Origin of the sequence: Paenilisteria rustica (genome assembly GCF_013820765.1) — a bacterium.
In the GTDB taxonomy this organism is placed as follows: domain Bacteria; phylum Bacillota; class Bacilli; order Lactobacillales; family Listeriaceae; genus Listeria_A; species Listeria_A rustica.
This window is the reverse complement of the sequence record NZ_JABJVM010000003.1, coordinates 82,792-96,841: the sequence shown is the minus strand read 5'-3', so window position 1 is coordinate 96,841 and position 14,050 is coordinate 82,792. Positions and strand designations below refer to the sequence as shown.

Below are 14,050 nucleotides of genomic sequence, written 5' to 3'. Positions count from 1 at the left end.
CAATGTTGTGTATTTTTTAATTTTTTGAGTACATGGGTCCAAAAAAATATTGCGCTTGAATTATTATTTATGTAGTATGAATCATAGAGCGTAGGCTAATCTAATACACAAACATATCCTCTAACCATCTATTTCAATCATGTGATAAAATGGAGACAAATCATTATAAAATTAAGGAGGTGACCAAAATTGGATATTCGTTTTGAGGGAAAACACATAAATAAAGGATCAGATACAGTTATAATCGTGTTTCAAGGAGCTTTCACCAAGCTTAATAAAGATTACGCAGATCAAATTGTTGCAGGAACAGTAACTCAGGAATCCGTAAAAGCAGAACACTCCCGTTATCATTTTTACAAACTTTCTGAACAATTTAGTGAACCTGACTTCTTTTTTATTGAGGACTATTACTCTCATCTGTATGGATGGTACATGTTTGATCACGGAAATTTAATCATACAAGAATTTAACAACAAATTATCAGAATTTATTTGCAAACATAATTACAAAGAAGTCATATTAATTGGAAGTTCCAAAGGCGGTGTAGCATCTATTCTATACGGTCTAATCAACCCTTATGTTACAAAGATTTTTGGAATGGTTCCCGACTTAAACATATCAACAGCTCCCTATGGAGAAAGTGGCAAAAAATTATTTTTCAATAACGATACAAATTTTGAAGACAACGTAAAAGATTTCTCTAGTTTACTTTCAAACTACCCTGTAACAATCGAAAATAAAAAATTCTATTATTACACTGGAATAAGAGATTATGGTTTTCGACAGTTAATTGAACTAAATAAATATTTATGTAAAGATGACAGATATGATTCTCACCTTATTATAATGCCCACAGCTGATACACATAGCCCTCTTTTAAAAGGGCATATTAATCTAATTACCCATATAGTTGATACTGTCATTCATGACCGCCCTCTGGAGGATGAATTATTTCTAGATGTAGGTAGACAAGTTTATTTAAGCACCTATCCAGCTATCGCTAAGAAATAAAATTGCATAACTCATTCATTTAAGAATGGGTTATAGCTATATAAAAAAGACTGTTAATTTAAAATATAATATTTTTGTTTAAAAATACACAATTATTATATAGATACTTATTCAGCTATTGCTAAAAACAAAGTCGTATAGTCCATTCAATAAAGAATAATTACACCTATACAAAAAAGACTGTTAATTTGCAATACAATAATTTTAAAAGGGAGAGCACAATTATGATAAGAAAATATTTTATAGCAATCTTGCTAGTTACAGCTTTACTATTTATTAGCACCACTACAGCATCGGCAGCAGACATACCGAAAAAAATAACGGTAGCTGAACAAAACGAAGCTTTAAACAACTGGCGTACCTTTCTACTAGGCACCTCAGTAGATGAGAACGACGCTACCCTGATGAATGTAATAAAAAATCGAGATGCTGATTTAAGCGCTATTCTAACGGACATATCAAAAAATATCAAAGGGGTACCTACTGATTCTAAAAAACGTTACATTTTCAGCGGTTTAAAAAATTGGCCAGAAAACTCCAAATCCATTGTTACAACAACCGCAAATGTACAATTAATGGCTATTCAGTACAATACACCTGGCTCTATTTATTATAAAGACGCTGTTCTAAAACAACAAATCATTGATTCGCTCGAAGTTATTTATATGGATATGTATAACGAAAATATACAACCCGCAGATACAGGTGATATTACTGATACAGATGACGAAGATGGAGCAATCAAAAAAAACGATATAAACGACTGGAATATATTTATACCCAAGCAACTTATTAATACTGTTATTCTAATGCAAAGGGAACTAATCGAGCTAGCAGAACAAGATAAGGATTCTATAGACTTAACCCAAGGCTATCTAAATGCTTTTGACCACTTTGAACCACAGAGTGAAACTGATTTAACAATTGGATCAGGATCAAATCGAATTAATAAAGGTTTTATTATTGTCTTGCGAGGCGTAATTGGTTTAGATCAAGATAAAATCAATCTAGGCGCTAAAATAATGGAGCGAGGTTACAGAACTATCGCTCCTGGTACAACACCGAGCGACGGCTTCTATGCAGACGGCTCTTTCATCCAGCACAAACATACACCCTATAATACTGGTGGTTACGGCACCGATATACTAGAGACGAGTGCTAGCCTACTGCAATTATTCACTGGAACAAGCCTTCTTAACAACTCTGATTCCGCTAATAATTTCCAAGTTTTCCAAAATAATATTTACTTATACCTAGATAAAAGTTATCTACCAGTACTATATAAAGATGAAGTTTTGGATATGACTCGCGGCCGCAAAATAACTTCAAACAAAGAGGGCTCCAATAAAGATATTGCAAACAAAATGCTTTATAATATGTATCTGATCAGCCAAAAAAAAGATTCTCTCAAAAATACGTATAGCAATATTGTAAAATCATCCATCTACGAATCCTCCTTTGAACCCGATTTCTATAAAAATATGACACTGTCACAAGCACAAACATTTAAAACACTACTAACAAATAATAATGTTTCTGATACCTACAGCGAGAGTAAAAAAAATATAATGATGGCAACAGCACGCCGAATGATTGATCGCAATAAAGACTATGTAGCTGGTATCAGCATGTTCTCTAAGAATATTTCTGCTTTTGAATTTATTGGTCCACATAATAAAACTGGCTTTTATACTGGCACTGGTGCACTTTCTCTTTACAACGGAGATAATGCTCTTCGTGGCGACTACTACCCAACAGTTGGGATGGCAATGCTACCTGGTACAACATCGGATATGAAACTCCCTTCGCTTGAAGCGCCCGCTGATAATCAAAAATTATTTAGTAATACCGAATCTTGGTCTGGCGGTGTCTCAGACGGTCTAAATGGTTCTGCTACAATGGACTACAGCATGGCAAATGTAACAGGAAGCTCACTTTCTGCAAAAAAATCTTGGTTCTTCTTGGATGATAGAATTGTAGCGATGGGTACAGATATAAACTCGCACGAAGGTCTAAACACCCAAACAATCGTTGAAAATCGCCAACTAACGAATTCTTCTAGTACACTTAGCGTTAACGGACAAGAAATACCTTTAGCTCAGAATGCAACAAAACAGATTACAAATGTTAGCTGGGCTCATCTGACTGGCGCAAAACCTAGTCAAGATATAGGGTATATCTTCCCACAACTATCAAGCGTCAGCGCTTATAAACAAAAGCAAACTGGAGATTGGGATGAACTTGACTCAGGCAATAATAGAAAAGTTGTTAGTGCAACATATGCTGGCTTAACTATACCACACGGAGCAAACCCATTAAACGGTTCCTACATGTACATGATTTTACCTGGTAGCTCTAAGGAAGATACAGAAAAAATGGCTACTAATTCCAGTGTCTTAACTACGAATACAAGTACCGTTCAAGGCATACTTGACAAAGAACAAGACTTAGCAATCATGAACTACCGCGCTCCTGATGAAGCTGGGTATGCAACTGTGACAAATCATAATTTTAACAGCAAAGCTTACACACCCGGTTCTATTATGATTCGCTATGTTGCAATAGAAAATAAACAAGCAAAAACAATTACACTATCAGACCCTTCCATGGAAGCAGACTCGATTCATTTTTCTGTACCTAAAGAATCATATTCAACAATTAGTATAAAATCCGAAAAAGGTATAGTTACATCTTCTGGGGATAATTGGGATATAACTGTAAATACATCAGGAAAGACAGGCGAATCATTCCAATTCGTTTTTGAAAAAGAGCCTTCCACATTGACAGCAGATGAATACAAAATAATCGATGGCACCAACCGTGTAACTGGAACATATACTGGACCGGTTGCTAAAATAGCTTTAGAAATTGACGGTACTTTGCAACAAAAAATTGCTCCAACCTCCCCAACGTACAGCTATTTTATCAGAGGTATAAATAACACAACCAAAGAAGTATATGTTATCAGCTATGATTCGGCTGGTGAAGAGTTGGATCGAGTCAAGGTTGATATAATCACAACAAAAGGCTCTCTGACAACAGTCCCATACACAATAAACTTAGAAAACTATATACAAGGTACATTCTCTGGTGATATTACGAAAATCAGTATTATATTAAATGACGTTGAAAAAGGAAAAATAGGTGTAACACCACCAAACCTCAAGTACTATGCAAAAGACCTGGTTACAAAGTTAGACGACAAAGTTTTTGTAGTTGGTTACGATTCATTAGGTCAAGAATTAGATAGAAAAAAAGTAGACGTCGGAGCAACCGGTAGCATTGAACCGTCTAAATTTATGCTAAATCAAGATGACTACGTAACTGGGGTCTACACTGGTGATATTGTTCAAGTAGAGTTAAAAATAGATAATGAAACAAAGCAACGCATCAACGTAACAAATAACATAATTAAATATTATCCGTACAAGCTAATTACAAATAAAGATCAAGTGGTGAAATTAATCGGTTATAATTCAGCCGGTATACCAGTAAGTGAAGTCACCGTTCCTATTGGACCATCAGGAGATATTCAAACAAATACTTACACATTGGGAGACTCTCATGTTACAGGCACATTTTCAGGTGACGTTGCTAAAATCGAACTAACCGTCGATAATGTAGCTGGCACAAGGATTAATGTTCCTGCATCAGGTTCCGATTTCCAATACTATGCAAAAAATCTCATCTCATCATCCACACAAATTGTTATCGCGACCGCTTACGATTCGAAGGGCAATGTTCTTGCTAAATCTACAGTGAAGGTCTTGAACAAGCCAAAAATACTAACAAGCGAGATTAATAAAACAGGTTATATTAAAGGCTCTGTAGAGGGGAATATACAAAAGATACGGCTTATTGTTGATGATGTAGAACAAAAAACTACTGTCAATGTTCAGCCCGATGGTACTTTTCAATATTACATCAAATCAATAGGCTTAACTGCATCAAACAAGGTGAAGCTAATCGGTCTTGACTCAAACAACGTAGAAATTATATCAGTCGATGTCAAGATTCCATAAGGTAAAAAACATGTTTGACACATCCTTATATAGACTTTCGTTATAGTCTCCTTGGGTGTGTCAAACATGCCATTCTCTTGCTCGTACTAGCTACATTCATTGAAATATAGATGCAGTAGCGCTTATCAGTTATGATTCAGCAGGATCTGCGGTATCATCTAAAACAATTAGCCTTCAGTAGATTCAATAGTAACCGTATTTATTAAGCAGCATAAAAACCCGCGGACATCGTAATTCATACGTCGTCCACGGGTTTTTATGCTATTAAAATCTTATTTCTTATCCTTCAAATGATGCCCTTCAATATCCATCGATGGCAACACTTTATCGAGCCATTTCGGCATGTACCATGAACCTTTTCCGAATAATTTCGTTAGGGCTGGGATGATCGTTAGACGCACGATGAATGCATCGAATAATACACCGAAGCCTAGCGCGATACCGATTGATTTGATCATTGGGTCTGGCGCGAAAACGAAACTGATGAAGACGGAGAACATGATGAGAGCTGCTGCAATGATGACTGGACCACTCTCTTTCAAGCCGGTTTTGATGGAGTGCGTGTTGTCTTTTGTTAGCGTGTATTCTTCGTGGACGCGGGACATGAGGAATACCTCGTAATCCATTGCGAGTCCGAACAGAATACCGATCGTTATGACTGGTAGGAAGGCGAGAACTGGGCCGGTGGTGCTGATGCCGAATAGTTCGCTAAATACGCCGTCTTGCATAACCATTGTCGTGAAGCCGAGTGTTGCCGTTAGTGAAAGCACGAAGCCAAGTACGGCTGTCAGTGGAATCAGTAGCGAGCGGAACACCACGGTCAACAGGATGAATGCCAACACAACAATTACACTTGCGAAAACTGGAATCGCGTCGTTGAGTTTTTGGGACATGTCGATGTTGATTGCGCTTTGTCCGGTTACTTCCATGTTGATACCATATTTGCTATCTGCTGTTTTTGCGTAGCTTCTCAAATCATGAACGAGTTGCGTTGTTTTATTGCTCGTCGGTCCAGTTTTTGGAATAACGGTAATCAGCGCGTAATCACCATTCGCATTCGGCATTGGCGGCGTTACGATAGCCACGTCTTTCATGCCAGAAATATGTTTTGTGACTGTAGCTAGATTGGCAGCACTGCCTTTTTCTGTTGTATCCGCTAAAATAACTAATGGCCCGTTGAAACCTTCGCCAAATTTATCGGATAGAATATCGTAGGCTTTTTTCTCAGTGGAATCTTTCGGTTTGGAGCCGTTATCTGGGATTCCAAGTTCCATCGAGCCGAACGGGATGCTTAGTCCGCCGAGAACGATAACTGCTGCTAGGAACGCGATAAGCGGTTTCCCAACAACGAATTTCGTCCAAATGTTGTCGCCCTTTTTGCCCGCTTTTTCTTTTTGCGGCTTGATTTTCTTATGGAAAACGCCGATGAACGCTGGGATTAGGATTAGCGCGGAAAGCACGGCGAATAGGACGCTGAGTGCAGACGCGAGTCCCATAACAGTTAGGAATTCGATGCCGACAAGGGATAAACCACATACGGCGATAATAACGGTAATTCCGGCAAAAATAACGGCGCTACCTGCTGTTCCTGTCGCTAGTCCGACTGCTTTTAGATGATTTTTCTCGGTGCGGATGATTTGGCGGTATTTAAATAGGATAAATAACGCGTAATCGATCGCGACGGCGAGGCCAATCATGACTGCCAGCGTGAGCGTGACGTTTGGCATTTCGAAATAGCTTGAAATGATGGCAATGATGCCGACACTCGTTCCTAAGCTTAGAATTGCTGTGATGATTGGTAATCCAGCTGCGATAACGGAGCCAAACGCGATGATTAGAATCACGAGTGCCACAACGATACCGATTGCTTCGGATGAACCACCGATGTCCATTGGCGTAATCATAACATTACCTGTCATTTCAGTTTGAAGATCTTTGTCATCCATTCCTTTGAGTGCATCTTTGACTTTATCGATCGATTTCTCGTTTACCGCGAGTGCACTGACACTATAACTAATATCAGCAAAAGCAGTCGTCATGTCTGGACTAATTGTTTTTGCTTCATACGGATTCGCGACACTTTCGATTTTATCGTCATTTTTCTTAATTTCTGCTAAAACTTGTGTGATTGCAGCTTGGGATTCAGGTGTTATGATCCCTTTTTCTTGGTCGCTTTTGAAAACGACGCGGATGCTGCCTTTTTGACTGTCCTGCTTGAATTCTTCCTCGATTTTATTCGATGTATCGAGTGATTTTAGACCACTCATTTTGATATCGTCGGTAAAATTAATACCTTTGATAGCCAGCACGGCCACGATAATTCCTAAAACAACAAACCAGGAAATAATTGTTTTCCATTTGTGTTTCGCAAAGGTCTGCCCTAGTTTGTAAAGTAAATTTGCCAATTGGTTGTTTCCTCCTTCAATTCACGCTATTATATATTTATAGACATACAGTGTATATTACACGATTTTGAGATGAAATGTAAGAACCAGATTGTTTGGTCTGTATAGTTAAGCAACACTTTAGGAGATGTGTAGATGAACGATTCCGATTTACGTGTGCGAAAAACGAAAAATGCACTTTACAAAACGCTATTGCAAATGCTCGAAACGCAGGAACTGGCAAGCGTTACAGTGAATAGTATTTGCAAAGAAGCTTTAATTCACCGCACTACTTTTTATAAACATTTTTATGATAAATATGATTTATTAGTATATGTTTTACATGAGCAGTTTCAGGATTATTTTGCGCTCGATATTAAAGACCGGATTAATCACCCGTTTCAGTCTGGGTTTGATACGGTTTATATGGATATGCAACTGGTTCTTGAAAAACAGAAAAATGATGATACGTTTTTCAAGACAATGGCTTCTTTTTTCTTGACAGAGTTTCAAAAAGATATCGAGGAGAACATTGATAAGTTAACGCTCACTAGTGATATTCCTGCAGATTTATTGACGTATATTTATGCGGCGAACTTAGGCGCAATCATGTACTGGTCGCAACAGATGGCGACGCCCGCGGATTGGGCTCATATGGATACGCTGTTTAAAGCCGTTTTACCGGTAAAACTTGATTTGTGATGAATCGTTTTAAATAAGACAAACTATATTTTGACTCTCCTATCTATCCATTGTACAATTCATGAATAGACATAATGCATAGGAGGTTACACATGAAGACAGTTTTCGATGGGGTTCATTATTTTTATGACGACAGATTACTAACAAAGCAAGCAAGTATCACGGCCATTGCGCTCCATACGAAGAACAAGGGTAAGCGTAAAATAGCGTATGACGAAGCAAAGCAGCTTATTCGCGGCGGGGTCGCTGGTATGATTCAGCCAGATCGGATTCATATTTTCTATCGCGAAATTGATATTAAGCGAATGGTTCGCAGGCGTGATCGGCAACTTTGCGTTTATTGTGGCGGGCGTGGCGACACTGCGGATCATGTCATTCCAGCTTGTGAAGGCGGACTAACGACGTTCACCAACCTCGTCTGTGCCTGTGCGACATGCAATTTCGCCAAAGATTCGCTCTCTTTACATCTGTACCAGAAACGGCTCCTCCATATGAACATTTTTCAAAGATGGCAACACAGACGAAAATTAGTGCGCCAACAATTTATTCCGTATTTACCGAAAGATACGCAGCAATATAACGTTTTCTATACGCATACAAAAAAATTAAACAAAACCATCACGGATACCGTTGTATTACTCCAGCATTTAGATAAACGGCTTGTGACGCTAGACTCGCGGCTCAAGAAAATGGAAAGCCAGATAAAGCAAACAAGCAAGACGACGCAAAGTCAGTTCGGACGACTCGATACGTCTATTCAGAAAACGCAAGTCTTGCTAGCGGATTATATAGAAACAAACACCAAGCGTACTCTTTGGCAGAAAATATTTCATTAAAAAAACTACACATGGTTTTTTCGCCCTATTTCCAGGATGAGAAAACATGTGTAGCTTTTTTCAAATCATCAAGGCAACTCGTTCCCCGCTGCCAAATAAATTTCATACCATTCTTGACGTGTTAGCGTGATATTCGATGCTTCGCTAATCGCTTGCAAACGCTCAGGATTCATCGTTCCTACCACGGTTTGAATCTTCGCCGGATGACGCAAAATCCACGCCGTTGCAATCGCCGTATTTTTCACACCTTTTTCAGCAGCAACCCGGTCAATCACTTTATTCAACTCTGGGAATTTCGGATTATCGAGGAAAACCCCTTCGAAAAAGCCGAATTGGAATGGTGACCAAGCTTGAATTGTAATATCTTTCAGGCGACAATAATCTAAAATGCTGCCGTCGCGGTCTACAGAACGGTCAATCGTCATGTTCACATTAAGTCCCGCATCAATCATACCAGTATTGGTAACACTAAGCTGCAACTGATTCGCGACCAATTTCTGCTCCACATATTTGCTCAAAAGCTCGATTTGCATCGGATTCTGGTTACTTACACCAAACTCGCGTACTTTCCCACTCTTTTTAAGCGCTGTGAAGGCTTCTGCTACTTCTTCTGGCTCCACTAATGTATCGGGACGGTGAAGCAACAAAATATCGATATAATCGGTTTGTAAACGTTTTAGAATACCATCTACCGACTCTAAAATATGTTCTTTGGAAAAGTCGAACATGCCTGGACGAATACCGCATTTCGATTGTAAAATCATTTTTTCGCGCACTGCTGGATTCATTCCGACTGCATCTGCGAAAACTTCTTCTGATTTTCCACCACCATAAATATCCGCGTGGTCGAAGAAATTAATTCCCGCATCCATCGCCGTATTGACCATTTTTGCCGCGTCGTCCTTCGATAAATCGGCCATACGCATGCAACCTAGCGCGATTTCAGGAACGAGTAAACCACTGTTACCAAGATTAATTTTGTTCAATGAGAACACCTCTTTGTCTTATTTGATAAACGCTTCCTTTTTCATTTTCACACTCTAGCTCGGCGAAGTCAATTAAGAACCTCCGCTACTCGCTGCCGCTGCACTCGCCGCCGCTGCCGCACTTGCTGCCGCCGCCCGTTCTATCGCAATCAGAATGTGAACCGATACCATCAAACTCTCAACCTGGTCCTGCGTCATGTTCCGCGCTTGATCCTCTGTATACAAACTAAGCGCCATCGCCGTGTAAAATTCGCGATTCCAACGCAGGCCACTCTCATCGCGCATCGCCGCTAACAAATCAAAAAATACTGCATCCAATTCCGTGCTTTCCCGCACATACGCTAAAATTCCAAGCGTCACATAATGAATCGGACGAATTTTCACATCTGCGCGCTCCAATTCCTCCGCCAAACGCACCACTTTTTTCACATGATTCGCGTCACGCTCCATATAAATCAACGTCGAAGTTGCCGCCAAAAACTGCAAACTGTCACTTCTTTTGAATCCCGCACGATTAAACTCGGTAAAATAATACTCGTTAATCTCCGTCAACTGCTCTACCGAAAGCGGCGTATCCAATTGCGCCATCAAAACCGCCGACGTCACATCCTCCGCTCCCGTCAAAAATGGATGCTGTTTCCGCAAAGCCATGTAAATATCGCGCGCCCGGTCCGCCACATTACGCGGTTTATCCGACCGTAAAAGTAAGTACGCGCCAAAATACGTGAAATTTGTCCGTTTGAATCCACTTTCCACGAGTAATTCATAATTATCAATCACGCGCGCCACTATCTTTTCATCATTTTGCCCATTCACCAACAAAAGCCCGGCAAGCGATGCCCGCGTGTCTCCATCTAGCACATTAAAGAATCCCAACCGCTTCTTGAACAGCATCGTCACATCCTTAAATGCCTTACCATCAAACACTTCTCCCTCACTCGTGAAAAGCTGCGCAACCAAGAATCTAATCCGCTTATCAACGCCCATCACGCCCGAATTTTTCACCTGCTGAAAGTTTGCCAATAAATCACTAACGATTCTACCGCTATCAAAAACCAAATCTGCCATCTACTATCGCGCTCCTTTGATATCTCGTTATTTCATATATCCATTGTACCGAAGGAAGAAAAAGACTACAAACACGACAAAATTTTGACGCTAAATGTATGTAATTGTTCTTATTCTATCCTACTAATCATGCTATACTTGAGCTGTCGTCTACCTTCAGATGAACTTTCTGACTGAAGGGAGGTGTGTCACATGATAATTATTTTTTCCAGTGTTATCGCTCCAATTGTGGTTGGATGCGCTATTGTGTACTTCAAACACATGTTAGAAAGTCGTAGCGATAAAAAGTAGGCGACACTTCTAACCCCATAAATAATACCCTAGCTGTTACCGCAGCTAGGGTATTTGGGTGTTCACATGATAATTATTTTCCTACGCTCATTGTAACATGCCCACATCTATTTTTCAACGCTAACAGTACTCACTTGTTCAGCGTGCTATTCCTGCGTCCATATGCAAAATACAAAATCAGGCCTAGCAAGAACCAAATCCCACACGCAATCCAAGTGGCAACGGATAGTCTCGTAATTAAGAATAAACACATCAAGAATGAGACAATTGGCAACACTGGGTAAAATGGCGTTTTAAATCCGCCACTCGCAATCGATTTATTCCGACGCAAGAAAATGATCCCAATTGATACCATCATAAACGCGAATAACGTTCCCATATTCACGAGCTCCGCCAAACGATTCAATGGTACAACACCCGCGAAAAACATGATAACAATCGCATATGTCCATGTACTTTTGATTGGCGTATTTGTTTTTTCATCGATCTTTGCCATACTTTTCGGTAACAATCCATCGCGTCCCATCGCATAAATCAAGCGTGTTCCGCCATAAAGCATCACGAGAATAACTGTAAGCATCCCAACAACTGCGCCAAGTGAAACAAATCCAGCAATCCAGTTCTGGTTAATGACTTGTAGCGCGAATGCAACTGGATCGGCGACATTCAAATCTTTGTACGATACAATTCCAGTCAATACAATCGATACCGCGATATACAAAACCGTACAAACAAGCAGCGATCCGATAATCCCGATCGGCATATTTTTCTGCGGATTTTTCACTTCTTCGGCAGCTGAGGAAACCGCGTCAAATCCGAGATAAGCGAAAAACACCAAGGCTGCACCGTTCAGTACGCCACTAAATCCGAATGGCATGAACGGTTGCCAGTTATCTGGCTTCACATAGAACACGCCGACCACGATGAATATTAAGATAACGCTAATTTTCAAAATAACCATGAACGCATTGACCCGTGTCGATTCACGAACACCGCGCGTCAATAAAAAGGCAATAATCCCAACAACCGCAATCGCAGGAATGTTGACATACGTTCCTGCAGCTGGATCAAACGCGCCCGAAATCGCATCTGGAATGTTGATATGGAATCCAGCCAGTAGCGTTTTGAAGTAGGACGACCAACCACTAGCTACAGAAGCCACGGCCAAGCCATATTCAAGCAGAAGCGCCCAACCGAGCAACCAAGCAATGAACTCCCCAAAAATGACATAGCCATACGTGTAGGCGCTACCAGCAACAGGTACTGCCGACGAAAATTCCGAGTAACATAAGGCCGCAAGCGCACAGACCAGCGCTGCAATGATAAATGACAGTACAATCGCCGGACCTGAATGAAGCGCCGCAATCGTCCCTGGCAAAATAAATATCCCGGTTCCAACAATCGCTCCAACACCGAGGAAAATTAAATCCATCGCGCCAAGCGTTTGCTTTAAATGAATGCTATTACTTTTGTTATGAATAAGTGATTCTAATGGTTTTTTTCTAAATAATGATTTTAAAAACATAATTGTAGCTCCCTATTAGTTTGTTATAAAATGTATTTCTTAATCCTATTTACATCATACCTTTAAAGCATACATGCGTCAATGCTTTAAATAATATAAGTACATTTTGTTCTCCATAATTAGATGTGCTACAATATAAGCAAGTAAATTTTAGGATATATCTTATACTGCAATCAATTTTTGCTATAGCTTATCACAAATATATAAGGAGTTTGATAAAAATGGCTGAAAAATCAACACACTCTTCCGTAGCAGAAAATATTTTAACTCAGATTGATAATGAAACAAAGCTAGGAGATTTAAAAAAAATCGCGAAAGATATAAAAAAAGATCATGAGTTAGCCTTAGAACTTTGGTCAACAGAAGCGTTTCGCCCCAGACTATTAGCCATCTTAATTATGGACAAAAAACTGCTTACACAGGACTTTTTAAATAAACTTGATACGGATATGCAACCGCACTCTTTTGTTGAGCGAAATAATTTGATGGATTGGCTAATGGCTAATCAACTCATGAAAAGCAAGAAGACAATCACATTGATGGAGTCATGGAAAAACAGTTCTTCCGCCCTTCAAAGACGCGTTTTCTGGTATTATCAAGCACGACTTAGATGGACTGGACAAACACCTCCGGATAACACCGAAGACTTGCTGACTGCATTAGAAGCTACTATTATGCAGGAAGAATCAGAAGTACAGTGGGCTATGAATTTTACCGCGGGCTGGATAGGTGTTTATGATGAACAGAACCGTGCTCGTTGTATTAAAATAGGCGAGAAAACGGAACTTTACAAAGGCCAAATTGTGTCAAAAGGATGTACTCCTGACTATCTGCCAGAATTCATTACGATTGAGGTTAATAAACGACTTAATAAGTAAGATTCGTTATAATGAGCTAGAACCTCTTTACCTATCATGAATAGAGCCCATAAAAAAACCTTCCGAAATTCGGAAGGTTTTTATCAATCTTATTTCTCTTCAGCAACAAATGGTAGTAATGCTACTTGGCGTGAGCGTTTAATAGCAATCGTTAATTTACGTTGATATTTAGCGCTCGTTCCAGTTACACGACGAGGAAGAATTTTTCCACGTTCGGAAACGAATTTCTTCAGTAACTCAGTATCTTTATAGTCGATATGCGTAATTCCGTTCGAAGTAAAGTAACAAACCTTTTTCCGACGGCGTCCGCCTCTGCGTCCTCCAGCCATTATAGTTTCCTCCTATCA

Annotated in this window: 11 protein-coding genes; 6 read left to right on the top strand and 5 right to left on the bottom strand. The window is 39.7% G+C overall.

Annotated elements, in window-relative coordinates:
- The first annotated feature begins 189 nt into the window (after positions 1-189).
- Complete coding sequence (locus tag HPK16_RS03950; RefSeq protein ID WP_181675716.1) at positions 190-1,011, top strand: hypothetical protein; 822 nt, start codon at positions 190-192, stop codon at positions 1,009-1,011.
- A 224-nt stretch (positions 1,012-1,235) separates the two neighbouring features.
- A complete protein-coding gene (locus tag HPK16_RS03945) occupies positions 1,236-5,033 on the top strand; it encodes an immunoglobulin-like domain-containing protein (RefSeq protein ID WP_181675715.1) in 3,798 nt (1,265 codons plus the stop codon).
- A gap of 272 nt (positions 5,034-5,305) precedes the next feature.
- On the opposite strand, the gene HPK16_RS03940 is transcribed toward HPK16_RS03945, so the two are convergent.
- On the bottom strand, positions 5,306-7,438 hold the full coding sequence (locus tag HPK16_RS03940; protein WP_181675714.1) for an MMPL family transporter: 2,133 nt from the start codon (positions 7,436-7,438) through the stop codon (positions 5,306-5,308).
- A 135-nt stretch (positions 7,439-7,573) separates the two neighbouring features.
- On the opposite strand from HPK16_RS03940, the gene HPK16_RS03935 reads away from it, so the two are divergent.
- Together HPK16_RS03935 and HPK16_RS03930 are read left to right on the top strand one after the other, a co-directional pair.
- Complete coding sequence (locus HPK16_RS03935) at positions 7,574-8,119, top strand: TetR/AcrR family transcriptional regulator (RefSeq protein ID WP_181675713.1); 546 nt, start codon at positions 7,574-7,576, stop codon at positions 8,117-8,119.
- A gap of 92 nt (positions 8,120-8,211) precedes the next feature.
- Positions 8,212-8,955, top strand: coding sequence for an HNH endonuclease (locus HPK16_RS03930; RefSeq protein WP_051492977.1), 744 nt, complete (start codon positions 8,212-8,214; stop codon positions 8,953-8,955).
- Positions 8,956-9,023: 68 nt separating this feature from the next.
- Here the strand turns inward: HPK16_RS03930 and HPK16_RS03925 are convergent, their stop codons facing one another.
- Both HPK16_RS03925 and HPK16_RS03920 read right to left on the bottom strand, forming a co-directional pair.
- Positions 9,024-9,941 (bottom strand): aldo/keto reductase, encoded by a 918-nt coding sequence (locus HPK16_RS03925; RefSeq protein WP_181675712.1) that lies wholly within the window; start codon positions 9,939-9,941, stop codon positions 9,024-9,026.
- Between the two features lie 72 nt (positions 9,942-10,013).
- Positions 10,014-11,009, bottom strand: a complete 996-nt coding sequence (locus HPK16_RS03920) for a DUF4003 family protein (protein ID WP_181675711.1) — start codon at positions 11,007-11,009, stop codon at positions 10,014-10,016.
- 192 nt (positions 11,010-11,201) lie between these two features.
- Between HPK16_RS03920 and HPK16_RS03915 the strand changes: the two genes are divergently transcribed.
- Entirely contained in the window at positions 11,202-11,300 is a 99-nt protein-coding gene (locus tag HPK16_RS03915; protein WP_181675710.1) for a type I toxin-antitoxin system Fst family toxin, read from the top strand.
- Between the two features lie 130 nt (positions 11,301-11,430).
- Here HPK16_RS03915 and bcaP read toward each other — a convergent pair whose 3' ends face one another.
- Positions 11,431-12,825, bottom strand: coding sequence for a branched-chain amino acid transporter BcaP (gene bcaP / locus HPK16_RS03910; protein ID WP_181675709.1), 1,395 nt, complete (start codon positions 12,823-12,825; stop codon positions 11,431-11,433).
- A gap of 221 nt (positions 12,826-13,046) precedes the next feature.
- Here bcaP and HPK16_RS03905 point away from each other — a divergent pair, with 221 nt between their 5' ends.
- A complete protein-coding gene (locus tag HPK16_RS03905; protein ID WP_181675708.1) occupies positions 13,047-13,703 on the top strand; it encodes a DNA alkylation repair protein in 657 nt (218 codons plus the stop codon).
- A gap of 89 nt (positions 13,704-13,792) precedes the next feature.
- Here HPK16_RS03905 and rpsR read toward each other — a convergent pair whose 3' ends face one another.
- The gene (rpsR, locus tag HPK16_RS03900) at positions 13,793-14,032 is read right to left on the bottom strand and encodes a 30S ribosomal protein S18 (RefSeq protein WP_036061496.1); all 240 of its coding nucleotides are present in this window, start codon (positions 14,030-14,032) and stop codon (positions 13,793-13,795) included.
- Between the last annotated feature and the right edge of the window lie 18 nt (positions 14,033-14,050).

Bases quoted from the DNA above. Each gene is read 5' to 3' on its own strand.
- HPK16_RS03945 (WP_181675715.1), top strand. From the start codon at position 1,236: ATGATAAGAAAATATTTTATAGCAATCTTGCTAGTTACAGCTTTACTA.
- HPK16_RS03935 (WP_181675713.1), top strand. From the start codon at position 7,574: ATGAACGATTCCGATTTACGTGTGCGAAAAACGAAAAATGCACTTTAC.
- HPK16_RS03930 (WP_051492977.1), top strand. From the start codon at position 8,212: ATGAAGACAGTTTTCGATGGGGTTCATTATTTTTATGACGACAGATTA.
- HPK16_RS03920 (WP_181675711.1), bottom strand. From the start codon at position 11,009: ATGGCAGATTTGGTTTTTGATAGCGGTAGAATCGTTAGTGATTTATTG.
- HPK16_RS03915 (WP_181675710.1), top strand. From the start codon at position 11,202: ATGATAATTATTTTTTCCAGTGTTATCGCTCCAATTGTGGTTGGATGC.
- bcaP (WP_181675709.1), bottom strand. From the start codon at position 12,825: ATGTTTTTAAAATCATTATTTAGAAAAAAACCATTAGAATCACTTATT.
- HPK16_RS03905 (WP_181675708.1), top strand. From the start codon at position 13,047: ATGGCTGAAAAATCAACACACTCTTCCGTAGCAGAAAATATTTTAACT.
- rpsR (WP_036061496.1), bottom strand. From the start codon at position 14,032: ATGGCTGGAGGACGCAGAGGCGGACGCCGTCGGAAAAAGGTTTGTTAC.